24 protein-coding genes, 1 tRNA gene and 1 riboswitch are annotated in these 23,499 nt (G+C 73.2%); of the genes, 11 read left to right on the forward strand and 14 right to left on the reverse strand.

Features of this window, described 5'->3' with window-relative positions:
- Positions 1-4: 4 nt before the first annotated feature.
- From larA to ACYVDA_RS01175, 5 genes are all read right to left on the reverse strand, one after another.
- A complete protein-coding gene (larA, locus tag ACYVDA_RS01155; RefSeq protein WP_460814044.1) occupies positions 5-1,291 on the reverse strand; it encodes a nickel-dependent lactate racemase in 1,287 nt (428 codons plus the stop codon).
- 28 nt (positions 1,292-1,319) lie between these two features.
- Positions 1,320-1,997, reverse strand: coding sequence for a MadR family response regulator transcription factor (locus ACYVDA_RS01160; protein ID WP_460814046.1), 678 nt, complete (start codon positions 1,995-1,997; stop codon positions 1,320-1,322).
- A complete protein-coding gene (locus ACYVDA_RS01165) occupies positions 1,985-3,481 on the reverse strand; it encodes a MadS family sensor histidine kinase (protein WP_460814048.1) in 1,497 nt (498 codons plus the stop codon). Before ACYVDA_RS01165 ends, ACYVDA_RS01160 begins: the two co-directional genes overlap by 13 nt.
- 4 nt (positions 3,482-3,485) lie before the next feature.
- Positions 3,486-4,730 (reverse strand): iron-containing alcohol dehydrogenase, encoded by a 1,245-nt coding sequence (locus tag ACYVDA_RS01170; protein WP_460814050.1) that lies wholly within the window; start codon positions 4,728-4,730, stop codon positions 3,486-3,488.
- 134 nt (positions 4,731-4,864) lie between these two features.
- A complete protein-coding gene (locus tag ACYVDA_RS01175) occupies positions 4,865-5,134 on the reverse strand; it encodes a DUF4242 domain-containing protein (RefSeq protein WP_460814053.1) in 270 nt (89 codons plus the stop codon).
- Positions 5,135-5,304: 170 nt separating this feature from the next.
- Here ACYVDA_RS01175 and ACYVDA_RS01180 point away from each other — a divergent pair, with 170 nt between their 5' ends.
- From ACYVDA_RS01180 to ACYVDA_RS01190, 3 genes are all read left to right on the forward strand, one after another.
- Positions 5,305-5,820 carry a pyridoxamine 5'-phosphate oxidase family protein gene (locus ACYVDA_RS01180; protein WP_460814056.1) on the forward strand — a complete coding sequence of 172 codons (516 nt, stop codon included), beginning with the start codon at positions 5,305-5,307 and terminating at the stop codon, positions 5,818-5,820.
- A gap of 70 nt (positions 5,821-5,890) precedes the next feature.
- Positions 5,891-6,099, forward strand: a riboswitch (cyclic di-AMP (ydaO/yuaA leader).
- Between the two features lie 3 nt (positions 6,100-6,102).
- A complete protein-coding gene (locus ACYVDA_RS01185; protein ID WP_460814060.1) occupies positions 6,103-6,582 on the forward strand; it encodes a C40 family peptidase in 480 nt (159 codons plus the stop codon).
- Between the two features lie 126 nt (positions 6,583-6,708).
- Positions 6,709-7,122: a hypothetical protein gene (locus tag ACYVDA_RS01190; protein ID WP_460814063.1), complete on the forward strand. Its 414-nt coding sequence runs from the start codon at positions 6,709-6,711 to the stop codon at positions 7,120-7,122.
- Between the two features lie 9 nt (positions 7,123-7,131).
- Here ACYVDA_RS01190 and ACYVDA_RS01195 read toward each other — a convergent pair whose 3' ends face one another.
- The 6 genes from ACYVDA_RS01195 to ACYVDA_RS01220 form a co-directional block, all read right to left on the reverse strand.
- Entirely contained in the window at positions 7,132-7,428 is a 297-nt protein-coding gene (locus ACYVDA_RS01195; RefSeq protein ID WP_460814066.1) for an Rv0909 family putative TA system antitoxin, read from the reverse strand.
- 57 nt (positions 7,429-7,485) lie between these two features.
- Positions 7,486-8,886 carry a M1 family metallopeptidase gene (locus ACYVDA_RS01200; protein WP_460814068.1) on the reverse strand — a complete coding sequence of 467 codons (1,401 nt, stop codon included), beginning with the start codon at positions 8,884-8,886 and terminating at the stop codon, positions 7,486-7,488.
- An 89-nt stretch (positions 8,887-8,975) separates the two neighbouring features.
- Positions 8,976-9,707, reverse strand: a complete 732-nt coding sequence (locus ACYVDA_RS01205; protein WP_460814070.1) for a hypothetical protein — start codon at positions 9,705-9,707, stop codon at positions 8,976-8,978.
- 54 nt (positions 9,708-9,761) lie between these two features.
- Positions 9,762-10,220 carry a hypothetical protein gene (locus ACYVDA_RS01210; protein WP_460814072.1) on the reverse strand — a complete coding sequence of 153 codons (459 nt, stop codon included), beginning with the start codon at positions 10,218-10,220 and terminating at the stop codon, positions 9,762-9,764.
- A gap of 270 nt (positions 10,221-10,490) precedes the next feature.
- Positions 10,491-11,012, reverse strand: a complete 522-nt coding sequence (locus ACYVDA_RS01215) for a DUF1990 family protein (protein WP_460814074.1) — start codon at positions 11,010-11,012, stop codon at positions 10,491-10,493.
- A gap of 175 nt (positions 11,013-11,187) precedes the next feature.
- Positions 11,188-11,271: transfer RNA gene (locus ACYVDA_RS01220), tRNA-Leu, on the reverse strand.
- Between the two features lie 167 nt (positions 11,272-11,438).
- On the opposite strand from ACYVDA_RS01220, the gene ACYVDA_RS01225 reads away from it, so the two are divergent.
- The 7 genes from ACYVDA_RS01225 to pknB are packed head-to-tail and all read left to right on the forward strand — an operon-like array spanning position 11,439 to position 20,368.
- Complete coding sequence (locus ACYVDA_RS01225) at positions 11,439-12,161, forward strand: FhaA domain-containing protein (RefSeq protein WP_460814076.1); 723 nt, start codon at positions 11,439-11,441, stop codon at positions 12,159-12,161.
- Positions 12,162-12,178: 17 nt separating this feature from the next.
- On the forward strand, positions 12,179-12,655 hold the full coding sequence (locus tag ACYVDA_RS01230; protein WP_460814078.1) for an FHA domain-containing protein FhaB/FipA: 477 nt from the start codon (positions 12,179-12,181) through the stop codon (positions 12,653-12,655).
- A gap of 37 nt (positions 12,656-12,692) precedes the next feature.
- Complete coding sequence (locus tag ACYVDA_RS01235; RefSeq protein ID WP_460814081.1) at positions 12,693-14,168, forward strand: PP2C family protein-serine/threonine phosphatase; 1,476 nt, start codon at positions 12,693-12,695, stop codon at positions 14,166-14,168.
- Positions 14,165-15,598, forward strand: coding sequence for an FtsW/RodA/SpoVE family cell cycle protein (locus ACYVDA_RS01240; protein WP_460814084.1), 1,434 nt, complete (start codon positions 14,165-14,167; stop codon positions 15,596-15,598). The genes ACYVDA_RS01235 and ACYVDA_RS01240 overlap by 4 nt, the downstream gene beginning before the upstream one ends.
- A 49-nt stretch (positions 15,599-15,647) precedes the next feature.
- Positions 15,648-17,135 carry a peptidoglycan D,D-transpeptidase FtsI family protein gene (locus ACYVDA_RS01245; RefSeq protein ID WP_460814087.1) on the forward strand — a complete coding sequence of 496 codons (1,488 nt, stop codon included), beginning with the start codon at positions 15,648-15,650 and terminating at the stop codon, positions 17,133-17,135.
- On the forward strand, positions 17,132-18,601 hold the full coding sequence (locus ACYVDA_RS01250) for a serine/threonine-protein kinase (RefSeq protein ID WP_460814090.1): 1,470 nt from the start codon (positions 17,132-17,134) through the stop codon (positions 18,599-18,601). The genes ACYVDA_RS01245 and ACYVDA_RS01250 overlap by 4 nt, the downstream gene beginning before the upstream one ends.
- Before the next feature lie 6 nt (positions 18,602-18,607).
- Positions 18,608-20,368 carry a Stk1 family PASTA domain-containing Ser/Thr kinase gene (pknB, locus tag ACYVDA_RS01255; RefSeq protein WP_460814092.1) on the forward strand — a complete coding sequence of 587 codons (1,761 nt, stop codon included), beginning with the start codon at positions 18,608-18,610 and terminating at the stop codon, positions 20,366-20,368.
- A gap of 25 nt (positions 20,369-20,393) precedes the next feature.
- Here the strand turns inward: pknB and ACYVDA_RS01260 are convergent, their stop codons facing one another.
- The gene (locus tag ACYVDA_RS01260) at positions 20,394-21,215 is read right to left on the reverse strand and encodes a DUF881 domain-containing protein (RefSeq protein ID WP_460814094.1); all 822 of its coding nucleotides are present in this window, start codon (positions 21,213-21,215) and stop codon (positions 20,394-20,396) included.
- Between the two features lie 75 nt (positions 21,216-21,290).
- Here ACYVDA_RS01260 and ACYVDA_RS01265 point away from each other — a divergent pair, with 75 nt between their 5' ends.
- Complete coding sequence (locus ACYVDA_RS01265) at positions 21,291-21,764, forward strand: cell division protein CrgA (RefSeq protein ID WP_460814096.1); 474 nt, start codon at positions 21,291-21,293, stop codon at positions 21,762-21,764.
- A 240-nt stretch (positions 21,765-22,004) separates the two neighbouring features.
- Here ACYVDA_RS01265 and ACYVDA_RS01270 read toward each other — a convergent pair whose 3' ends face one another.
- Positions 22,005-22,940: a rhomboid family intramembrane serine protease gene (locus ACYVDA_RS01270; RefSeq protein WP_460814098.1), complete on the reverse strand. Its 936-nt coding sequence runs from the start codon at positions 22,938-22,940 to the stop codon at positions 22,005-22,007.
- 7 nt (positions 22,941-22,947) lie between these two features.
- Positions 22,948-23,463 (reverse strand): peptidylprolyl isomerase, encoded by a 516-nt coding sequence (locus tag ACYVDA_RS01275; protein WP_460814100.1) that lies wholly within the window; start codon positions 23,461-23,463, stop codon positions 22,948-22,950.
- Positions 23,464-23,499: the final 36 nt, after the last annotated feature.

Below are 23,499 nucleotides of genomic sequence, written 5' to 3' on the forward strand. Positions count from 1 at the left end.
CACCTCAGCCCGCGACGTACGGGATCGTCTGGGGGCCCTCGGGCAGGACGCAGACCCGCGACGCGGGCCCGGCGTCGTGGAGCGCCCGCAGGACGGTCTCGGCGACGTCGTCGGTGTGGCCGAGGTGGGCCGAGGCGAGGTCCGCGGCCGAGAGGTACGACGACCGCACCACGACGCGGGCGTGGGACTGGACCTTGGCCTGCACCTGGACCTGCCACTGGTCGGGCACGGTCTGCTCGCGCGCCGAGATGTCGGCCAGCAGCGCCTCGGGGGAGGCCGCCGAGGCGAGCACCTCGCGGTAGGAGCCGTGGTCGGGGAAGCCGTCGCGACACTCCGCGGCCGCCACGATCACCCCGCCGGGCCGCACCACCGTCATCCCGGCCGACATCCCCTTCACGGCCTGGTAGAGGTTCTGGTCCAGCGGGTAGCCCGCGTTGGTGGTCACCACCACGTCGAAGAGCGAGGGCACCGGCTGCATCGCGAGCCGCCGCGAGGCCTCGCGGGCCGCGGCGTGCATCTGCGGCAGGGCGCCACCGAAGGCCTCGACGATCCGCTGCTCGCGGTTGAGGACCACGTCGAGCCCGAAGTCGACGGCTCCGACGGCCGCGACCACGGCCCGGATGTCGTCGTGGACCGGGTTGCCCTCGCACACCGCCCAGGTCGCGCGCGGGTCGCCGATCCGCTTCGCGTCGTGCAGCGTCAGCACGGTCTCGAGGCCGGCCAGCCCCGGCGCGACCAGCTTGGGCCCGCCAGAGAAGCCGGCGAAGAAGTGTGGCTCGACGAAGCCGGTGGTGATCCGCACGTCGGCCTCGACCCACTCGCGGTTGAGGAGGACCGGGACGTCGCGACCGTGGCGACCCAGCCACACCAGCGAGGCGTCGTCGCGGGCGTCGTGGTTGACCACGCGCACGAGGTCGGCGGCGTCGCCGAGCATCGCCCGGATCTCCTCGGGGGTGTTGCCGCGGTGGGTGCCGGTGGCCACCAGCACGACCACGTCGTCCAGGGCGACGATCCCCTCCAGCTCCTCGAGCACGGCCGGGATCATCAGGTGCCGCGGCTGGGGGCGGGTGCCGTCGCACATCGAGATGGCGACGGTCTGCCCGGGGCTGACCAGGTCGCGCAGCGCCGGCCCGGCGACGGGGTGCCGCAGGGCGGAGCGCAGCAGGCCGCGCTGGTCGGCCGGGGCGTCGGCGTACGTCGGCTCCACGACCGTGGTCCGGTCGGCCGGGAGCTCGACGTCGAGCCCGTCCTCGCCGTACGCCAGGTGGACGGTGGTGGTCGCAGACGTCATCCCTCCACCCTGCCACGCGCCGCCGGCGTCAGATCACCCCGAGCTTGGACCCCTCGTAGACCGCCTCGGCCCGCCGCGAGACCCCGAGCTTGCGCAGCACGTTGCCGACGTGGAACTTCGCGGTCGTCTCGGAGATGTAGAGCCGCGCGCCGATGTCGCGGTTGGACAGCCCGTGCGCGAGCAGCAGGAGGACCTCGCGCTCGCGGGCGGTCAGACCGCGCTTGTCGTCCTGGGCCGGGGCGTTCAGGCCGCGGACCATCGCGGCGGCCGACCGGGCGTCGAAGGCCGACTCCCCGCGCGAGACGTCGCGGATGGCCCGGATCAGGCCGGAGGTGTCGACGTCCTTGACGACGTAGCCCTTGGCGCCCGCCCGGATCGCCCGCAGCACCAGCTGGTCGTCGAGGAACGTGGTGAGCACGAGCACGCCCACGTCGGGGTGCCGCTGGGAGAGCTCCGCGCACAGGTCGATGCCCTCGCTGTCGGAGGCCGAGGACAACTTGAGGTCCATCAGCACGATCCGGGGCCGGGTGCGGTCCACCTCCGCGAGCGCCGCCGAGGCCGAGGACGCCTCCCCCACCACCCGCAGGTCGGACTCGCGCTCCAGGATCGAGCGCAGTCCCTGCCGCACGATCGCGTGGTCGTCCACGAGCATCACGTCGACGGTCGCGCGTTCGGACGGGGCGTGCGGGGGACTCAACGTGGCCATGGTGGGACCTCCTGGGACGGCTCTCGCCGGGTGGGTGGGCGGTGGGGCGGGGGGCCGACCAGCGCGGCGATCGTGCCGGGCACCTCGGGGACCGGCAGCGGGAGCGGCAGCCGGATCTCGACGCGCACGCCGCCGATCCGCGCGCGGCGGAAGGCCACCGTGCCGCCGAGGGCGGTCGTGCGGGTCTCGATGTTGGCCAGGCCGCGGTGCCGCCCGTCGGCCGGCATGCAGCGCTCCAGCGTCACCAGCCGCCGCAGCCGGGCGGGGTCGCCCTCGCCGTCGTCGGAGACGGTGACCAGCAGCTCGTCGGGCCGGTAGCGCAGCAGCACCGCCGCCCGGGTGGCGCGGGCGTGGCTGGCCACGTTGAACAGCGCCTCCCCGACCGCGCGGGCGATCTCGTGGTCGGCGTCGGCGGGCAGCGGCTGGGGCTCGCCGCGGGTGCGGACCGTGACCGCGAGCCGGCTCTGGTGGTGCTCGGTCACCGCCCGCACGAGCTCGGGCAGCGTCGAGACGGTGTCGGAGTGGGACTGGTGCAGGGCGTAGATCGCGCGCCGCAGCTGCTCGACCGCCTCCTGGCTCAGCTCCTTGGCCGTCTCCAGCTGGGCGACGACCGGGGCCGCGGGCTCCCCCAGCGCGGCGGCGTCGCCGCGGGCGACCTCCACGGCCATCCCCGCGGACAGGACGTACTGGCTGACGCTGTCGTGCAGCTCGCGGGCGATCCGGTGCCGCTCGGTGTCGATCAGCTCGCGCTGGTGGGCGACCTGGAGCCGTTGCTCGACCTCGCGCAGCTCGGCCGTGCGGGCGGCCAGGCCGCGCGCCTGCTCGGTGGCCTCGTCGTAGAGCATCTGGGCGCGGCGGTGCAGCGCCAGGCCGGACTGGTACTGCTCGGAGGTGTGCAGCGAGACGGCCGCCTGGTTGGCGAGGATCCGCAGCACCGAGAGGTCGCCGGGCTCGGGGTCGTCGCGCAGCCCGTGCAGCAGCACCAGGCTCCCGACGCGGCGCCCCTCCAGGGTCATCGGCACCCGCACCCAGCCGTGCTCCTCGATGGAGGGCCCGTCGTGACCCGAGCGCACGGCCGCCAGCTCACGGCGTACGCCGTCGGGGAGCTGGTCGTCCTCGTCGTGCACGTGGCCGGCGGCGTCGCGGGCCAGGAAGCGGGGCCGGGCGCCGCGCAGCTGGCCGTCGACCAGCGCGAGCACCGTCCAGCGGGCCTCCAGGTGGGCCGCCGCCGCGCGGGTGACCTCCTCGAGCAGGCCGCGAGGTCCCTCGACCGTGCGCACCACGGCACGCGAGATCGAGTCCATCGCGCGCACCGCGGCGGCCATCCGCTCGTCGGAGCGCACGTAGGCGCGGTAGTAGGACCGCTTGCCGGACCTGACCCCGGTCAGCGTGGCCAGGCTGGGCCGCGGCGCGCGCGTCCGCTCCGACGACGTCCGGTCGGGCGGGACCCTCTCGGAGCGGGGCTGGTCACGGGCGGACGACATCGACCTACAGCGCCTCGCGGAACAGCCGCAGGACGTCGGTCTCGTCGGCGGTGCGCGGGTTGGTCGAGAGGCACGCGTCGTCGAGCGCCGTGCGGGCCATCCGCTGCACGTCGGCCTCCTGCACCCCGAGGTCGCGCAGGCCGCGGGGCACGCCGACGTCGTCGGCCAGGCGCCGGACGTGCGCGGCCAGCAGCTCGGCCGCCTCCTCGCCGGGCAGCCCGTCGACCTGGAGGCCGGCGGCCTGGGCGAGCGCCACGAACCGTTCGGGCGTGGCACGCGCGTTGTAGCGGATCACGTGCGGCAGCAGCACCCCGTTGACGACGCCGTGGGGCGCGTCGAGCAGCCCGCCCACCTGGTGGCTCATCGCGTGGGTGGCGCCGAGGATCGCGTTGGTGAAGGCCAGGCCGGCCTCGAGGCTGGCCTGGGCCATCTTGGCCCGGGCGTGCTCCTCGCGGGGGCTGGTCATGGTGGTGCGCAGGTGGCCCACCACCAGCCGCACGGAGTTGAGCGCGTGGATGTCGGCCAGCGGGTTGTGGGCCAGCGAGACGTAGGACTCGATGCCGTGGGTCAGGGCGTCCAGCCCGGTCGCCGCGTTCAGCGCCTCGGGCATCGTGGTGAGCAGCCGCGGGTCGGTCAGCGAGATGTCGGGCACCAGCGCGCGCCCCATGATCGTGATCTTCACCGACCGGTCGGTGTCGGTGACGATGCAGAACTGCGAGACGTCGGCGCCGGTCCCCGAGGTGCTCGGGATCATCATCATCGGCGGGATCGGGCGGGTGACCTGGTCGACCCCGGCGTAGTCGAGGATGTCGCCCCCGTCCTGCCAGCTGCTCGAGAGGATCGCGACGCCCTTGGCCGCGTCGATGCACGAGCCGCCCCCGATGCCGATCAGGACGTCGCACCGCTCCTCGGCGTACTTCTCGTACGCCGCGCGGACCTCGTGGTCCTTCGGGTTCGGCGTCACCTGCGACCAGACCACCGGCTGCAGCCCGACGGCCCGCAGGTGACCCAGCAGCACCTCGACCCACCCGGCCTCGATGATCCCGGGGTCGGTGACCACCATCGGGCGGCGCGCGCCCAGCCGCTGCGCGGCGAAGCCGGCCTCCTCCAGGGCCCCCAGCCCGAAGACGACCTCGGGGGCGTGGAACTTCGCCACCTGCGACCCCGAGGTCACCGCCGAGGGGGGCCGGGCGGGCTCGCCGACGCCGGAGGGGGCCAGCGTCGTGCCCGAGGTCGAGGTGGGGCTCATCGGCGTTCCAATGTGGGGAGGACCCGAGGCTACTCCGGCTGTCGAGCCCCGCCGGGGCCCGTGCGAGCGCCTCGGCGACCCCGCCGGGGCGGGCGGCGGGGAGGCCCTCGGCGCCCGCTCGCGGACCGGCGGCGTCACCGGCCGGTCTGCGGCGAGATCTCGGCGCGCACCTGGCTGATCCCCGTGCAGGGGAACTCGCCGCGGCGCGCGTGCTCCTCGATCAGCTGCGGGTCCTCGGTGTCGTAGACGCAGTAGAGCTTGTCCTCGGTGACGTAGGACTGCACCCAGGCGATGTCCGACATCCCCTCCAGCACCTCGTTGGACTTCGCGCTGATGTCGTGCAGCTCGGCGTCGCTGAGCTGCCCGGCACCGGGCAGCTCCCTCTCGATCACGTAGCGGTTCACGTCGGCTCCCTGGCTGGTGGCGGTCGTCACAGGCTAGGACGCGACCACCGCCGCGGCACCCGTCCGCCCGGGGCGGTCCGCACCTCCCCGACCGGGCAGGTGGTGTGGCTCGGCTGGCTACGGTGGCGGCCAGGGAGCACGGCACCGAACCGACAGTCAGGGGCACCACCATGAGCACCGCACCGCAGGACCGCACCGCCGACCAGTCCGAGGTGGCCGACCAGTCCAAGGTGGTGGAGCTGATGCGCGAGGACCGCTTCTGCATGCTCACCTCGGTCGGCTCCGACGGACGCCTGCACTCCCACCCGATGACGCCCCAGCAGGTCACCGACGAGGGCGACGTCTGGTTCTTCATCGACGCGACCAGCGGTCAGGCCGCCAACATCGAGGCCGAGAAGCGGGTCAACCTCGCCTTCTCCGACGGCTCCACCTGGGTCTCGGTCGCCGGCCACGGGCGGATCCGCGACGACCGGGCCAAGATCGACGAGCTGTGGAACCCGATGGTCGCCGCGTGGTTCCCCGACGGCAAGGACAGCCCGGACGTGCGGCTCCTGGAGGTCGAGTCGGACTCGGCGGAGTACTGGGACACCCCCGGTGGCCGGGTCGCCTCGGCGCTGGCCTTCGTGAAGTCCCGGATCACCGGTGACCGCCCCGACGTCGGCGAGAGCGGCACCGTCGAGCTCTGAGGCATTGCGGAACTGCGGAGTCCCGGTGACCTGAGCCACAGGGCTGGTGTACCTTTCCGGGGTCGATCACACCCCGGGAACGCCGAGTCCTGCCCGTCCCGGGGTGCCACCTGACTCCAGAGGGCAGGAGTGGGGGACCCACAGGTTCAACGTGCACCGCGTCCGGAGAGATCCGGGCGCAGCGCACTCGGGGTGAAGTCACCGCCAGGTGACGGAGCATTTCAGGGAACTTTCCAGCTCCAACCCGACAGCTGACCTCACAGGCGTGGAAAAGGACCCCCCATGCCCGTCAGCCTGCCCGTACGCCGTTTTCTGCTCAACCCGCTCCTCACGCTGATGCTCGTCATCGCCGCCGTGGCCCTGAGCCCGGCCCCCCAGGCCTCCGCCGCCACTACCTCCCGCGTGGCCCGCGCCACCGACATCGCGCTGCACCAGGTCGGTGACCCCTACCGCTACGGCGCCGCCGGGCCCGGCTCGTTCGACTGCTCCGGCCTGCTCTACTACTCCTTCCGCCGCGCGGGCATCAGCATGCCCCGCACCGCGTCGGCCCAGGCGGCCCGCGCCCGTCACATCCCGCGCAGCCACCTGCGTCGGGGCGACCTGATGTTCTTCACCAGCGGCGGCCGCGTCTACCACGCCGCGATCTTCCTGCGCTGGATCCACGGTCGCGCCCAGCTGCTGCACTCCCCCCGCACCGGCGAGCGCGTCAGCCGCACGATGGTGTGGACCAACAGCTGGTTCGGCGCGACCCTGCGCGGCTGACCGGCACCTGCTCCTCCCGCACCCGATCCACCGGCCGCCGCCGACTCACCGGCGGCCGCGCAACCGCCGCCCCGACACGGGTCCACGTGACCGTGCGGGGCGGCGGTCGCGTCCTACGCTGCGTCCATGACCATCCAGGACCGCCAGGAGCGCGACGAGCGTCAGGACTCCGCCCGGCTGATGGACGATCTCTTCGAGGCCTCGCCCGCCCCCGCCGTGCGGACCTCGGCCACCGCGGTCGCGGGCTTCGACCTCGGGCTCGTCGCCCTGGTCGCGACGCCGTTCGCACCGCTCGTCGGACTGGCCTGCCTGGCCGCGGTCCTCGCCGTGGTCGTCTCGATCACCGGTCTGGCGCGCGCCAGCCGACGTGACGTCTCGGGCGCGCAGCTGGCCGCCCTCGGCCTCGTCCTGGCGCTGGTCGTCGCGCTGCTGGTCGGCCTGCGCTACGCCGGCATCGACACCACCGTCGGCCCGGGCGTGGGCCAGACCGTCCGCGACGTCGTGCACGCCCTGGCCACGCTGGTGCCCGCGCCCCGCTAGACCTCCCGGCTACTCGGGCGGGGGACCCTCGGTCCGGCGCTCCGCGAGCCGACCCAGCCCGGCGTCCAGGCTGTCGCGCACCTGGGTGATCCGGTCGGAGAACCGACCGTCGGTGCGGTCCTCGATCGACCCGGTGAGCCGGTCCAGCACGCGGTCCACGTCGTCGCGGTGGTCGTGGGCGAGGTCGCCGGCCGTCTCCACGGCGCGCCGCAGGAGCTGCTCGCCGTTCTCCACGGCGTCGTTGAGGCGGCGGTCGAGGTCGAGCTCGTCGATCTTCTGCTTCAGGGTCTCGCTGATGCTGCTCATGGCTCGTCTCCTGTGGGGGCCGGGACCCTCCAGGATGCCACGGGCCCCGTCAGCGGGTCAGTAGCCGCTGGGCCGCGACGGGGTGGTCAGCCAGTCCCGGAAGAGCGTGTCGAGCTGCTGGCCGCTGATCCGCTCGGCCAGCCGGGTGAAGTCGGCGGTCGAGACGGTGCCGTAGCGGTGCTCGCGCGCCCAGGCCCGCAGCACCGCGAAGAAGGGACCGTCGCCGATCCGCTCGCGCAGCACCTCCAGCGTCATCGCGCCCCGCAGGTAGGCCGGCCCGAAGAGGTCCTTGGGGTCGCTCAGGGCGGCCGGGGCCGGGGACCAGAGGTCGGAGGACGCTCCGTTGGCGGCGTACGCCGAGCGGAAGGTCGCCGCGGTCGAGTCCCCGCCGTGGTCGGCGTCCCACAGCCACTGGGCGTAGGTCGCGAAGCCCTCGTTGAGCCAGATGTCGCCCCAGTCGCCGGGGGTGACCGAGTCGCCGAACCACTGGTGGGCCAGCTCGTGGACCTCCTCGGAGGAGTCCACCGGGCCGGGGAACACCGGCCGGTCCTGGGTCTCCAGGGCGTAGCCCACGTCGAGGGTGTGCGCGACCAGGCCGCTGCTGGAGAACGGGTAGGGCCCGAACTTCTGCTCGCCCCAGCGCACGATCTTCGGCAGCAGGGTGCGGGCCGCGGCCTGGGTGCCGAGCGAGGGCTGCACGAACGACCAGACCGGGAGGGTGCGCCCGGCCAGCGTGCGCAACGAGGACCGGTAGACCCGGTAGTCGCCGATCGAGACCATCGCCAGGTAGCTGGCCATCGGCTGGGTCCCGCGCCAGGTCCACGTCGTCCGGGCGCCGTGCCGGGCCCTGCCCGCGAGCACCCCGTTGCCGGCCACGGCCAGGCGCGAGGGCGCGGAGACCACGAAGGTGTAGGTCGCCTTGTCGCGCGGGGTGTCGTTGCCCGGGAACCAGGTCTTCGACCCGACCGGCTCGTTGACGGTGGTCGCCCCGTCCGGGGTCCGGATCCACCCCTCGCCGGTCCCGTCGGGGTCGGTGTGGCGGTGCGGCGTCCCGGCGTACGACACGGTGGTGGTGAAGGTGCCGCGCACCGCCCGCGCCGGGGTCACGACCAGCTCGTCGCCGTGGCGGACGAACCGGGCCGCCCGACCGTCGACGCGCACGGAGCGCACGGTGAGCCCCTCGAGGTCCAGGGAGTACGACGACAGCGGGCGCAGCGCCCGCGCCGTCATCCGGGTCGTCGCGGTGATGCTGCGATCCGCGCGGTAGGCGAGCTGGACGCGGTAGCGCAGCGCGTCGTAGCCGCCGTTGCCGTCGTCGGGGAACAGCGAGTCACCCGAGGTGGTCGCGCCGGCGACGGGCGCCGGGTCGCTCGCGGTCGCGGCGCTCCCGACGGCACCGACGGCCAGCAGCGGGAGCGCGGTCGCAGCGGCTGCGAGCAGGGACGTCGTACGGCGCACGGGGATCCTCCAGGGGGTGACTGGGACCAGCCTCCCAGACTCCCGGTCCTACGACAGCAGCACGACCCACCGGGCCCAGCCGTCGATCCTCAGCGGCTCGGAAAGGCCTCGTCGAGGAAGGTCGTCCGGGCTGCGAGCCAGTGACCTTCACCCGTCGGGGCGAAGCCGAGGTCCCCCGCCCGGACGGTCGAAGACGCCGTCCGCACCCAGCGAGCGCCGCGCAGCTCGGCCACGTGGCAGGCGGCGCGCAGGCAGGTCAGGGCCAGGAGCTCGCCGACATCGACGCGCTCCTCCACCGAGATGACGACCGTGCTCTCGTCACCGGCACGGATGGCAGTGGCCCGCAGGGATGGCCCCCCGCCGGAGGTCGGCCGGGCTTCGAGGGTGAACAGCGGCGCGTCAGGCTCGACGGGCGCCCCTTCCTGCGGCCCCGCGGGGGCGACGTCGAGGTCCCACCCCTCCGGGTCCGGCCATCGCACGTCGGGATGGAGCAGCACGTACCCCGCACCCTGCGTGCGGCGCGATGCGCTCACCAGCCCCGTGTCCAGGTCCACCATGAAGTTGGTGGGGAAGGTGTCCAGCCACTCGCGCCAGTTCGCCACCGGGAACCTCGCCCCGTAGTAGTACTCGCTCCGGGGTTCTCGCAGGTCGATCTCCACCCCGTAGCTCCACGGGCTACGAGACTGGTGGAAGACCACGACGCACCCGATCGGGGCATCGTCCACCCGGACGATCGTCGCGTCCGTCACAGCAGACCCGGATGGCAGCAGCCGACGCACCTCAGCCGCCCGGTCGCGCATGCCATCCGTCACGTGCTCCACCCCCACATCGCGAGTCGCCGGGCCCCACGAGAGGGCCGTCACCGAGGCCGTTCTTCATTGTGCCGAAAGCCGAGGGTGCTGAGGACCAGGTGGACCGAGGTACGGATCGTCGGACTGCAGCCAGGACGGCCACGTCTTGCGCGGAACCCTCATGTGGCAGTACATCGTCCTCAGCACGCCGTGGTTCGCCCGACCATCGCCCCAGTCGATCACCATCCGGATGTTGACCATCCGGCTCGTCATCCGGCAGGCGTTCTGGTTGCACTCGTACTCGTGGACCGTGAGGTAGTACGGCGAGTACCCGGAGGCGAGGGCGCCCTCGTGCCCGTAGTAGATGATCCGCCCCACCAGCCAGCCCGGCACGGCGTGGTAGCCGGTCACCTTCTGGTAGATGCCCTCCCCGACCCACACGTAGTTCCGCTTGCCGTCCGTCTTCGTGGCGCGCGGGAAGTCACCGGAATCGGCAGATGCGGGCGCGGCCAGGGTGAGTGGCAGCAGGAGGGCGCACCACACGGCGAGAACATGAGCGGCTCGCGCACGTCCACGGGCACACGCCGCCGGTGGTGTCGGATGTGACCCTGCCTCAGCCTTGGCCCTCATGTGGAACATCTCCGATGTCGGTGGTCACTTCTGAGCACCTACGAGAGCGTCCCTACCGACCCAGGGCAACAGCAACTTCACGGCCTGTGGATAACCGCCCGCTGCACTCGCTCTCGGCGCCGGGAACGGCCTGGTGCTGCCGGGCCCACGCCTGGCGCGAACGGGACGCCCGGCGGTCCTGGCTCAGCCGCGCAGCGCCCGGCGGTAGCGCCAGCGGTACCCGAGCTGGGCGACCAGGAGGACGGGGAAGACCAGGCGCCACGGACCTCGGCCCGGGCCGGTCAGCGACCGCAGGGTCAACCAGATCGTCCCGTCGGGGGTCCGGTGGACCATGAAGGCCTCCTCGCCCGAGACCGGGTGACCGGTCTCGGTGCCGTAGGCGAAGCCGCACCGGTCCGGTTCCTCGACCACCGCCACGACCCGCACGGGCTCGCGGACCGTCACGGGACCCACGCGGGCGGTGAGGACGTAGCGCCGACCCGGCTGCACGCGCGGGCTGCCACCGGTGACCGGGCGGACGGTGAAGCCGCTGCGGGTCTTCACGCCCCACGCGAGCACCGCGTCGCTGACCCGCTCCCACCGCTCCGCGCCGTGCCCGATGCGCACGGTCTCCTCGTGGCGGCGCAGGCCCGCGGGGTGCTCGGCCCAGGTCGCCGCCCCGGGGCAGGTGGACCCGACCGCCGCGTAGGTCAGCTCCGAGGTCACGGGCCCAGTGTGACGCGGTCGTCCCGTGCTCGACCCGGCGCTCGCCCCGGGCACCGGGCCGCGTGCCTCCCGGCGTGCAGACAGAAAGGGCCGGTCACCCATCCCTGGGTGACCGGCCACTGCTCCTGGTGAGGGTCCTGCGGCCGTGGGAACCACGACCCGAGGAGCCTCAGCGTGCGCGAGGGGGGAGTTGAACCCCCACGCCCTTTCGGGCACACGGACCTGAACCGTGCGCGTCTGCCTATTCCGCCACTCGCGCTTGAAGCAGGCGCAACCGTAACCCATGGGCCGCCGCCCCCCCAAACCGGGCCCCGGGCCCCGCGGGCCGACCGCTACCATCGCCACACCCGTCACGCGTGAACCACGCGTGGTCCCGACGGCACCCCGACGACACCCCGACGACAGCAGTGAAGGTGAGGAGGCGACGTGAGCGGCTTCCAGCGCTTCGAGAACCGTCTCGAGCAGATGATCAGCGGCGTCTTCGCGCGCACCTTCCGCAGCGCCGTCCAGCCGGTCGAGATCGCCTCGGCGCTCAACCGCGAGGTCGACAACTCCGCGCAGATCCTCAGCCGCGACCGCCGCCTGGTCCCCAACACGTTCCACGTGGAGCTCTCCGAGGCCGACCACCAGCGCCTGGAGGGCCTCGGCCCGCAGCTGCCGCGCGAGCTGACCGAGATGCTGCGCGAGCACGCGGCCGACCAGTCCTACGTCTTCACCGGACCGGTCGAGGTGGTGCTGGAGACCGCCGACGACCTCACCACCGGCCGGTTCCGGGTCCGCAGCCGCTCGGTCTCGCCCAGCAGCGTGGCCGCCGGCGACCCCACCGACACCCAGGTGCGCCGGGCCACGGCCGTGCTCGTCGTCAACGGGGAGAGTCTCCCGCTGACCCCTCCCGGCATCGTCGTGGGACGCGGCCACGACGCCGACCTGCGCATCGACGACCCGGGCGTCTCGCGGCGCCACGCCGAGATCCGGGTGGAGGAGGCCCACGACCGCCAGGGGCCGCCCACGGTCACCGTGCACGACCTCGGCTCGACCAACGGCATCTCGGTCGACGGCTCGCGCGTCGAGCGGGCCACCCTCGCCGACGGTGCGACCATCAGGATCGGCACGACGACCATGACCCTGCGCCTGCGCCACGGCGCCTGACCGAGAGTGCGTGAGCCTTGTCCGAGCTGACCCTGGTCCTCATCCGGTTCGCCTACCTGGCGATCCTGTGGATCTTCGTCCTCTCCTGCATCTCGGTCGTCCGCTCGGACATGTTCGGCGCCCGGGTCGCCCGTCAGGGGGCCGACCGACCCTCCCGCCAGGAGCGCAAGGCCCGCAGCAAGCCGGCCAAGCCCCGCCGCGGGGCGCCGACCCACGTCGTGATCGTCGAGGGCGGCAACAAGGGTGAGAGCGCCTCGCTCGAGGACGCCCCGCTGCTGATCGGCCGCGGCAACGACGCCGCCATCCGCCTCGACGACGACTACGCCTCCACCCGGCACGCCCGGATCGCGAGCAGCGGCGACCAGTGGTACGTCGAGGACCTCGGCTCCACCAACGGCACCTACGTCGGCAGCAGCCGGATCTCGCAGGCCACCGCCCTCCAGCTCGGCACCCAGGTGCGGATCGGCAAGACGATCCTGGAGCTGCGCAAGTGACCGCGCCCCGTGGTCCCCGGGGTCCCCGGAGTCCTGCATGAGGCTGCGCTACGCGGCCCTCTCCGACGTGGGTCGGGTCCGCAAGGACAACCAGGACTCGGCGTACGCCGGACCGCACCTGCTCGTCGTCGCCGACGGGGTGGGCGGGTCCGCGCGCGGTGACATCGCCAGCAGCGCGGCCGTCGGGGTGATGCGACGCCTCGACGAGCCGCCGGGCAACGACGTGCTCGGGGCGCTGGCGGGGGCGATCCACCGCAGCCACGACCAGATCGCCGCGCTCGTGGCCGAGAGCCCCGAGATCGACGGCACCAGCACCACCGTGACCGCCGTGGTCTTCGACGGCACCCGCCTGGGGGTCGGCCACGTCGGCGACAGCCGCGGCTACCTGCTGCGCGACGGGTCGCTCTCCCAGCTGACCACCGACCACACCTTCGTGCAGAGCCTGATCGACGAGGGCCGCATCACCGAGGACGAGGCCCGCGTCCACCCCCACCGCAACCTGATCCTGCGCGCGGTCGACGGCGTCCACGAGCCCGAGCCGGACGTGTTCTCCCTCGACGTCGCCCCCGGCGACCGGGTGATGCTCTGCTCCGACGGCTGCTCCGGCGCCCTGGACAACACCGAGCTGGCCCGCCTGCTGGGCGAGGGCACCCCCGACCACGCCGCGGTCACGCTGGTGAGCGCGGCGCTCGAGGCCGGCAGCTCCGACAACGTCACCGTCGTGGTGGCCGACGTCGTCGCCGACGACGAGGTCGACGACACCGACACCCACGCCGCCGCGACGACCGGCCCGATGCTGGTCGGCGCCGCGGCCGACCAGCCCCGGGTCGCGGGCGCCGGCGGCACCTCCGGGGGCGGACGCGCCGCCCGGATGACCGACACCGGCGAGATCCCGGCCGTCCCGGCGAGCGAGGGCACCGGCCGTCGCAGCGGCAGCGGAGGCGCCGGCCGCGGGGACGCCGAGGTCGACCCGGAGGAGGCGCGCTACGCCCCCCGGCCACCCCGTCGCCACCCGTGGCTGCGCCGGCTGGCGTTCGTCGGCATGGTCGCCGCGGTCCTCGCGGTGATCGGGGTCGCGGGCTACCAGTGGAGCCAGGGGCAGTACTACGTCGCCGACGACGGTGACACCGTCGCGGTCTTCCAGGGCGTCGAGGCCGACCTGCCCGGCCTCTCGATGCACCACGTCGAGCAGGCCAGCACCGTGAAGATCGCCGACCTGCCCAGCTACAACCAGCGCCAGGTGCGCGACGGCATCAGCGCCAACGACCTCGAGGACGCCCGCGGCATCCTGAGCCGCCTCCAGCGGCTCGCCGTGTGCGGCTCCGCCACCTCCCCGTCGCCCTCGCCCTCCCCGTCCGCCAGCCCGTCCGCCAGCCCGACCGCGAAGGCGAGCTCCAAGCCCTCGGCCGGGTCCTCGGCCAAGGCCTCGGCCACCGCCTCCCCGTCCGGCTCGCCCACCGCGTCCTCCTCGGCTGCGGCCGGCTCGTCCACGACCTGCCCGGAGAACCCATGACCTCCCGCACCGTCCTGCCCGGCGCCTCGCTGCCCGGCGCCCTGGCCGGCTTCGTCCACCGTCGCCGCCGCGGCGCCGAGCTGGTGCTGCTCCTGATGAGCCTGGTCGTCGGCATCGGGGCGTACGCCGCCGTGGGGCTCGGCGCCGACGGCAAGGTCCCCGTCGACCTGTTCACCCACGGCGCCTGGCTGGCGGTGCTGGTGGTCGGGTGTCACGTGGTGATCCGCGTCTTCGCGTCGTACGCCGACCCGATCCTGCTGCCGATCGTCTCCGCCCTCAACGGCCTCGGCCTGGCCCTGATCCACAGCAACGACCTGAAGTACCTGGCTAGCAGCTCGTCCTGGCGGCCCCTCGCCGGCCAGCAGCTGGTGTGGATGACGATCGGGGTGCTGCTCTTCGTCGGCGTCCTGGTCGGCCTGCGCGACCACCGCCGCCTCCAGGCGTTCACCTACACCGCCGGCCTGGCCGCGATCGTGCTGCTGCTGATGCCGCTGCTGCCCGGGCTGGGCCGCACCATCAACGGCGCCCGCATCTGGATCCGGCTCGGCCCGCTGTCCTTCCAGCCCGGCGAGGTCGCCAAGGTGCTGCTGGTCGTGGCGTTCGCGGGCTACCTCAACGTCCACCGCGACGCCCTGGCGCTGGCCGGGCGCCGGTTCCTGTTCGTCGACCTGCCGCGCGGGCGCGACCTCGGCCCGATCCTGGCGATGTGGCTGATCTCGCTGGGCGTGCTGGTCTTCCAGCGCGACCTGGGCTCCTCGCTGCTGTTCTTCGGGCTGTTCCTGGTGATGCTCTACGTCGCCACCGAGCGGCCGGGCTGGCTGCTCGTCGGGGGCGCGATGTTCCTGGGCGGCGCCTACACGGCGTACCTGCTGTTCGGGCACGTGCAGACCCGCGTCAACGTGTGGCTCGACCCCTTCAACCCGAACGTCAACGGCTACCAGATCGTCCAGGGTCTCTACGGCATGGCCTGGGGCGGGCTCGTGGGGCGCGGCCTGGGCGAGGGCCAGCCCCAGCTCACGCCGTTCGGCTACTCCGACTTCATCGCCTCCTCCCTGGGTGAGGAGCTCGGCCTGACCGGGATGATGGCGGTGATCCTGCTCTACGGCCTGATGGTCGAGCGGGCGCTGCGCACGGCCCTGATCTCGCGTGACGACTTCGGCAAGCTGATGGCCACCGGCCTCGCGGTCGTCATCGCCCTCCAGGTCTTCGTCGTCATCGGCGGCGTCACCAAGCTGATCCCGCTGACCGGTCTGACCACGCCGTTCATGTCCTACGGCGGCTCGAGCCTGGTGGCCAACTGGGTCATCATCGGGTTGCTGCTGCGCATCTCCGACCAGGCCCGGAGGCCCCCGCCGCAGCTCACCGGCCACGACCAGGACGACGCCGACGGCGCCGACCAGGACGCCACCCAGGTGGTGAGGATGCGATGACTCACCCCACGAGACCGCTCGCTGCGCTCACGCTCCCGCGGGGGCCCCGGTGAACAAGCCCATCCGCACCTTCGCGGTCGCCTGCATGCTGCTGTTCCTGGCCCTGCTGATCAACGCCACCTACGTGCAGTACTGGGAGGCCGACAGCCTGGCCTCGCTCAGCCAGCACCCCGACAACCGGCGCGTGCGCGACGCGGAGTTCTCCCGCGAGCGCGGCGCGATCCTGGTCGGCGGCAAGGCCGTGGCCGAGAGCAACAAGTCCAAGGACGCCTACCAGTTCCAGCGCACCTACCCGCAGGCCCTGATGTACGCCCACCTCACCGGCTACTTCTCCCGCGACTGGGGCCTGGGCGGGGTCGAGGCGACCCAGAACTCGATCCTGTCCGGCAGCGACTCCAAGCTGTTCGTCAACCGGGTCGTCGACCTGGCCGACAACCAGACCCCCAAGGGCGGCAGCGTCTCGCTGACCATCAACGCTGCGGCCCAGCAGGCGGCGTACGACGGTCTCAAGGTGCTGGGGTCCGACGCCCAGGGCGCGGTGGTCGCGATCGAGCCGCGCACCGGCAAGATCCTGGCGATGGTCTCGACGCCGACCTACAACCCCAACCGGCTCGCCAGCCACGACTTCTCCTCCGTGGGCCAGGCCAAGCAGCGCCTGGAGAAGGCCGCCGGCAAGCCCCTGGACAACCGCGCGATCGAGGACGTCTACCCCCCGGGGTCGACCTTCAAGCTGGTCACCGCCGCCGCCGCCCTGTCCAGCGGCCGCTGGAACCCCGGCTCCACCATCCCCGGCGGGCCGACGCTGAACCTGCCGCAGACCTCGACCAACCTGCCCAACGAGGCCGGCCTGCCGTGCGGCAACCGGGTCACGCTGACCCAGGCGCTGATGTTCAGCTGCAACGTCTCCTTCGGCTACCTCGGCCTCAAGCTCGGTGACGACGCGATCCGCACCCAGGCCGAGAAGTTCGGGTTCGGCACCCGCACCTTCCGTGACCTCGACGACTCGCTGACCCGCCAGGCGATCAGCCGCTTCCCGGCCAAGCCCGACGCCCCGCAGACCGCGCTGTCGGCGATCGGCCAGTACGACGTGGCCGCCACGCCGCTCCAGATGGCCATGGTCGCGGCCGGCATCGCCAACGACGGCACGGTGATGCGCCCCTACCTGGTCGACGAGATCAAGTCGCCCAAGCTGGAGAACATCGGCAAGACCGACCCCAAGGCGATGCCCGACCAGCCCGCGATGAGCTCCTCGGCCGCGCGCGACCTGCGCCAGATGATGGTGCAGGTCGTCCAGGGCGGCACCGCCCGCACGGCCCAGATCCCGGGGGTGGAGGTCGCCGGCAAGACCGGGACCGCCCAACGCGGCAAGGACCAGGCGCCGTACGCCTGGTTCACCTCCTTCGCCCCCGCCGCCACCCCGTCCGTGGCCGTCGCGGTCTTCGTCGACGACCCCTCGGTGCCCCGCGGCGAGATCTCCGGCAGCGGCCTCGCGGCCCCGATCGCCAAGGCGGTCATGGAGGCGGTGATCGGCAAGTGACGGCCGGCGACCCCGACGAGCCCACCCAGGCCACGCCCGCGGCCGACGCTCCGCCCGAGGAGCGCTACGAGCGGATCGAGCGGATCGCGGCCGGCGGCATGGGCGAGGTCTGGCGCGCCCGCGACCGCGTGCTCGGCCGCGAGGTCGCGGTCAAGGTCCTGCGCCGGGAGTACGCCGACGACGCCACGTTCCGCGCCCGGTTCGAGGCCGAGGCGCGCCACACCGCCGGGGTCGCGCACCCCGGGGTGGCCTCGCTCTACGACTACGGCGTGGCCGACGGGGCGCCGTACCTGGTGATGGAGCTGGTGCCCGGACGCCCGCTCTCCGACCTGCTCGCCGGGGACCGACCGGTGGACCCCGACCAGGCCCGACGGCTGGTCACCCAGGCCGCCGAGGCGCTCGGTGCCGCCCACGCCCGGGGCCTGGTGCACCGCGACGTGAAGCCGGCCAACCTGCTCGTGACCCCCGACGGCCGGGTCAAGGTGACCGACTTCGGGATCGCCCGGGCCGCCGACTCGGTGCCGATGACCCAGACCGGGCAGGTGCTCGGCACCCCCCACTACCTCTCCCCCGAGCAGGCCCGCGGCCAGTCCGCGACCGCGGCCAGCGACGTCTACGGGCTGGGCGTGGTGCTGTTCGAGTGCCTCGCCGGGCACCGCCCCTTCCGGGCCGACACCCCGGTCGCGACGGCCCTGGCGCACCTCCAGCAGGAGGTGCCGGAGCTCCCGGAGTCGGTGCCCGCGGACCTGCGCCGGATCACCCGGCGGGCCCTGGCCAAGGACGCGGCCGAGCGCTACCCCGACGGCGCGGCCATGGCGGCCGCGCTCCGGGGCGAGGGCGAGGACCGGACCGCCGTGGTGCCGGCAGCCGCCTCACCCCAGCCCCCCGCGGACGCGACCCGGGTGATGGCCCCGGTGGCGCGCGCCGAGCGGGCCGCACCGGACCCGGTCGCGCCCGCCCCCCGTCGGCGTCGACGCAGCGTGGTGCCGTTCTGGCTGCGCCCCGCCGCGCTGGTGGCCGCGCTCCTGGTCGCCCTGATCGGCGTGGTCGCGTGGCACCCGTGGTCCGGTGGCACGCCGACCCCCGCGTCCCGTCCGAGCACCGTCCAGGTCGACCCGAAGGACTACATCGGTCGCCCTCTGGCGCAGGTGGAGCGCGAGCTGCGCGCCAAGGGCCTGAAGCCGTACTCCGTCCTCGACTCCGGCACCGTCTCCTCGGTGAGCCCGTCCGGGCCCGTCCGCACCGGCGCCCAGGTGCGGGTCCGGGTCCGGTACCCCGCGTCCGGCTCCACCTCGTCCGCACCGACCCCCAGCCCGTCCTCCAGCCCCTCGGCGTCGGCGACCCCGTCCGCACCGGCCACGTCGGCCACGCCGTCGGGGCCGTCGGGGCCGACGACCGTGCCCAAGGTCCCCGGTGGCAAGGGCGGCAAGGGGCCCGGCGGCAAGGGCCAGGGAAAGGGGAACTGACCCGTCATGGACCAACCGCACCGCATCGGCGGACGCTACGAGGTCGGCGAGCTCCTCGGCCGCGGCGGCATGGCCGAGGTCCGCAAGGGCGTCGACGTCCGCCTGGGCCGCACCGTGGCGATCAAGCGCCTGCGCACCGACCTGGCCAGCGACTCGACCTTCCAGGCCCGCTTCCGGCGTGAGGCGCAGTCCTCGGCCTCGTTGAACCACCCCTCGATCGTGTCCGTCTACGACACCGGGGAGGAGATGGCCACCGACGGCAGCAACGTCGCCCAGCCCTACATCGTGATGGAGTACGTCGCCGGGCGCACCCTGCGCGACATCGTCCGCGAGGGCCGCAAGATCCTGCCCGAGCGCGCCCTGGAGATCACCTCCGGCGTGCTGGGTGCGCTGGACTACAGCCACCGCGCCGGCATCGTCCACCGCGACATCAAGCCCGGCAACGTGATGCTGACCCCGTCCGGTGACGTGAAGGTGATGGACTTCGGCATCGCCCGGGCGATCTCCGACGCCTCCAGCACCATGACCCAGACGGCCGCGGTGGTGGGCACGGCGCAGTACCTCTCCCCCGAGCAGGCCCGGGGCGAGACCGTCGACTCCCGCTCCGACGTCTACTCCACCGGCTGCCTGCTCTACGAGCTGCTGACCGGGCGCCCCCCGTTCATCGGCGACTCCCCCGTCGCGGTGGCCTACCAGCACGTCCGCGAGCAGGCCGCGCCCCCCTCGACGTACGACGAGGAGCTCACGCCCGAGATCGACGCCATCGTGATGAAGGCGCTGGCCAAGAACCTCGGCGACCGCTACGCCAGCGCGGCGGCGATGAAGGACGACATCGACCGGCACCTCGCCGGTCGCCCCGTGCACGCGCCGGCCTTCGCAGGCCCGGCCGCCGGTGAGGCGGTCGCCGAGCCGCCGACGTCGCTGCTCGGCCGGTCCGCGCCGGTCGCCGAGCTCGAGGCCGACCGGCCCACCCGCAGCCGCCGCCGGGGTCTGATCGCCCTGCTGGTCCTCCTGGTCGCCGCCCTCGTGGTGGCCGCCGTCCTGCTCGGCCCCCAGCTTCTCCGCACCACCCCCCAGCAGCAGCAGGTGCCCACCGTCACCGGGATGACGCAGAGCCAGGCCGAGCGCACCATCCGCCAGAGCGGGCTCGCGGTCGGCACGGTCAGCACCGCGGCCAGCCGCGACGTCACCAAGGGTCGGGTGATCTCGCAGAAGCCGCAGGCCGGCCAGAGCCTCGACCCGGGCGCCAAGGTCGACATCGTGGTCTCGGGCGGCCCGCCCCAGCTCACGCTGCCCGACGTCGTGGGGCAGAACAAGGACGACGCCGCCGCCTCGCTGCGCAGCGACGGGTTGCGGGTCGTCCTGACCCAGCGCAACGCCGACGACCCCACCGACCAGGTGGTGGCCATGCAGCCCCAGGCCGGCACCGGCGTGGTGGTCGGCTCCAAGGTCACCCTGTTCTGGTCCGACGGGCCCGAGCAGGTGCCCAACGTGGTGGGACGCAGCGAGGCCGAGGCCCGCCGGCTGATCACCGGCGCCGGGTTCGTGGCGAGCGTGGTCAACGACAGCAGCAAGGGACCGACCGGCCGGGTGCTCCAGCAGAGCCCGTCCTCGGGTCAGACGCTCGACCAGGGCAGCACCGTGACGATCGTGGTCTCGACGTTCCAGACCCCGACGCCCACCCCGAGCGAGTCGCCGACGCCCACCCCGAGCCCGAGCGCCAGCCCCTCGGCCTCACCGACGGCCAGCCCCACCGCCACGCCCTAGGGTCTCCCGCTCTCCCCCGGGGGCCTCAGGAGCGGGGGCGCTGGGCGGCGGCGCCGGCCGTGGCGTAGCGCAGGTCGCTCACCCCGTCGTACGCCGGCATGGTCACCTCGGCCTCCCGGCGGACCTGGTAGCCCAGGCCGTAGGTGTCGACGTAGGTGCGGTAGCCGGTGACGTAGGCGCTGTCGTCCAAGGCCCGCTGGAGCGCCCCGGTGCCGCCGATCGCGGTGATCCGGTAGGGCGGGGCGTAGGGGACGCCGTGCAGGACCACGGTGTTGCCCACGCACTTGATGCCGGTGGTGCTGACCACGCGCTGCCCCTGGAGCGTCATCGCCTCGGCGCCGCCGGTCCACAGGGCATTGACCACGGCCTGGATGTCCTGCTGGTGCACCACCAGCTGGTCGGCCGTCACGTCGCCGGCGGCCACCGCCTGCTGGGCCTCGGCCTTGGGGGCGTCGCTGAGCACGACCGTGAGGGCCGGACCTCTCACGGGGGCGAACCCCGCGGGGCCGCGCAGGGCGGCGACCTGGCGGCGTACCTTCGCCACCTCGGCGTCGTCGACGGTGGTGCCGAGCCGGTCGACCTGGCGGGTCAGGGTGGTCACCTGGCCCTGGAGGTCGTCGGTGCGCTCGCGCTGCTGGCGCACCACGGTGTCGAGGTCGGTGACGCTCGAGGCCCGCAGGTCCAGCCCCCGCGAGGTCAGGCTGCTGGTCACGAAGAGCAGGCCCGCGACCACGAAGACCACGACCGCCGCCCCGTGCCAGGGCCGCCACGCACCCCAGCGGGCCCCGGGGAGCCGACCACGGCGGGGCGACGACGCCCGTCCGCGACGGTGCAGGGGGGTGCTCACGGGGCGCCTGCTCTCTGATCGGTCGTTCCTGACTACGCTAGCCGAAGCCTTTGCCCGAACTGTTCAGGAGTGATTGTGTCCAAGCCCGCCGCGCGCAAGCCCACGGTGATCGCCAGTGGTTACGAGACCTCCGTCAAGCGCACCGCCCTCGCGGCACTGCTGGTGGTGGCCGGCATCGCCTGGATGGCGGTCTACGTCAACGTCGCCAAGGACGCCGCCACCTTCAGCCCCGGGCTGGGCGGCAAGAAGCCGTCCGACCCGCTGCCCTGGATGTCGGACCTGGGCCGCTGGAACTTCGCGATCGGGTTCGGCCTGATCTTCCTCGGCCTCGCCGCCGCCGCCCACCGGCTGACCCCGCTCGGCCGCGGCCGGGGCGTGGTGGTCGGCATGCTCGGGTGCTTCCTGATCGGCCTGGTCTGGATCGTGCTCTTCTACTTCACCGGCCAGAACGGCCCCATCCCGGTGATGAAGGACCTCGAGCAGTACAACCTGCTCGTCGGCATCGGCTTCATGGCGGTCGGCTTCACCTACGCCACCAAGTGGGAATGACACAGAACGTGTCGTTCGAATGACACGCGTGTAGTTCTCCACAGGGTTGTCCCCAGGTGTGGACAACTCCGGGACCCACACATTTGTGTAGCAACGGCGCCCGGGAAGGCCCTCCGGTGGCGCAATCCCTACACAAATGTGTAGCTGCCGCGCCCAGGAAGGCCCTCCGGTGGCGCAGCGCCTACACAAATGTGTAGCTGTCGCACCCAGGAAGGCCCTCCGGGGGCGCGGGGCAGCTGCTCAGGCGCCGGACAGGCTCGAGGCGCGTACGGCGACCAGGGCCAGCGAGACCAGGACCACGGCTCCCACCGCGCTCCACTGCACCAGCGAGCGACGCGACCTGGGGGCGTAGACCATCGCGGCGCCCAGGACGGCCCCGCCGACCAGCCCGCCGATGTGCCCCTGCCAGGAGATGCCGCCCACGGTGAAGGTCAGCACCAGGTTGAGCCCGATCCAGGTCAGGACCGACTGCACCTGGCCGCGCACCTTGAGCGCGACGACCGCCAGGGCGCCCATCAGGCCGAAGATCGCGGTGGAGGCACCCAGTGTCTGGGCGTGCGGCTGCGACAGCAGCACGACCGCGGCCGAGCCGGCCAGCCCGGAGGCGAGGTAGAGGCCCAGGAACCGGGCACGGCCCAGGACGCCCTCGAGCATCGGGCCGAGGAAGTAGAGCGCGAGCATGTTGAAGCCGATGTGGAGCGGCTCGACGTGGGTGAACATCGAGGTCACCAGCTGCCACCAGGCACCGTGGTCGACGCCCTGGATCACCACGACGCGACCGTCTCGGACGCCAGCCGCGCTGTCCGGCAGCAGCGCCAGGTAGTCGACCAGCCGGCTGCGGGAGCCGCCGGTGGCCAGGATCGCGAGCCAGACCGCGACGTTGAGGCCGATCAGCACGAAGCTGGTCAGGCGCGGGTCGCCGGAGTGGGTGCCGCCGTACGGCGTGCGGGCCTGCCGCGTGGTCCGGGCACCCTCGCGGACGCACTCGGGGCACTGGAAGCCGACCGAGGCCGAGCGCATGCAGTCGGGGCAGATCGGCCGGTCGCACCGCTGGCACCGGATCCACGTCTCGCGGTCCGGGTGGCGGTAGCAGGTGGGCGGGGCCTGGGGCGGGCTGGAGTAGTCACCAGGTCCGCCGGCCCCACCCACCGGAGGCCCCGTGGGGGGCTGGGTCACGCCTGCGTCACCCGCGCTCGACCGCGACGGTCTCGATGACGACGTCCTCGGTGGGACGGTCACCGCGAGCGGTGGAGGTCGAGGCGATCGCGTCGACGACGTCGCGGCTGGCCTGGTCGGCGACCTCACCGAAGATGGTGTGGCGACGGTTCAGGTGCGGCGTGGGGCCGACGGTGATGAAGAACTGCGAGCCGTTGGTGCCCGGGCCGGCGTTGGCCATCGCGAGCAGGTAGGGGCGGTCGAACTGGAGCTCGGGGTGGAACTCGTCCTTGAACTTGTAGCCCGGGCCGCCGGTGCCGGTGCCCAGCGGGCAGCCGCCCTGGATCATGAAGCCCTCGATCACCCGGTGGAAGACCAGGCCGTCGTAGAACGGCACGCCGGAGCGGCCGGCGTCGTCCTTGTACTCCTTGGTCCCCTCGGCCAGTCCGGTGAAGTTCTCGACCGTCGCGGGCGCGTGGTCGGGGAACAGGTTGATGACGATGTCGCCACGGTTGGTCTTCAGCGTGGCCTTGAGGTCGGACATGGGTACCTTTCGTCGGGACGTGACTCCTCCGGAGTC

Source organism: Nocardioides korecus, from assembly GCF_054778395.1.

Bases quoted from the DNA above. Each gene is read 5' to 3' on its own strand.
- ACYVDA_RS01195 (WP_460814066.1), bottom strand. From the start codon at position 7,428: ATGAGCAGCATCAGCGAGACCCTGAAGCAGAAGATCGACGAGCTCGAC.
- ACYVDA_RS01160 (WP_460814046.1), bottom strand. From the start codon at position 1,997: ATGGCCACGTTGAGTCCCCCGCACGCCCCGTCCGAACGCGCGACCGTC.
- larA (WP_460814044.1), bottom strand. From the start codon at position 1,291: ATGACGTCTGCGACCACCACCGTCCACCTGGCGTACGGCGAGGACGGG.
- ACYVDA_RS01185 (WP_460814060.1), top strand. From the start codon at position 6,103: ATGCCCGTCAGCCTGCCCGTACGCCGTTTTCTGCTCAACCCGCTCCTC.
- ACYVDA_RS01235 (WP_460814081.1), top strand. From the start codon at position 12,693: ATGAGGCTGCGCTACGCGGCCCTCTCCGACGTGGGTCGGGTCCGCAAG.
- ACYVDA_RS01275 (WP_460814100.1), bottom strand. From the start codon at position 23,463: ATGTCCGACCTCAAGGCCACGCTGAAGACCAACCGTGGCGACATCGTC.
- ACYVDA_RS01170 (WP_460814050.1), bottom strand. From the start codon at position 4,730: ATGAGCCCCACCTCGACCTCGGGCACGACGCTGGCCCCCTCCGGCGTC.
- pknB (WP_460814092.1), top strand. From the start codon at position 18,608: ATGGACCAACCGCACCGCATCGGCGGACGCTACGAGGTCGGCGAGCTC.
- ACYVDA_RS01240 (WP_460814084.1), top strand. From the start codon at position 14,165: ATGACCTCCCGCACCGTCCTGCCCGGCGCCTCGCTGCCCGGCGCCCTG.
- ACYVDA_RS01165 (WP_460814048.1), bottom strand. From the start codon at position 3,481: ATGTCGTCCGCCCGTGACCAGCCCCGCTCCGAGAGGGTCCCGCCCGAC.
- ACYVDA_RS01190 (WP_460814063.1), top strand. From the start codon at position 6,709: ATGACCATCCAGGACCGCCAGGAGCGCGACGAGCGTCAGGACTCCGCC.
- ACYVDA_RS01180 (WP_460814056.1), top strand. From the start codon at position 5,305: ATGAGCACCGCACCGCAGGACCGCACCGCCGACCAGTCCGAGGTGGCC.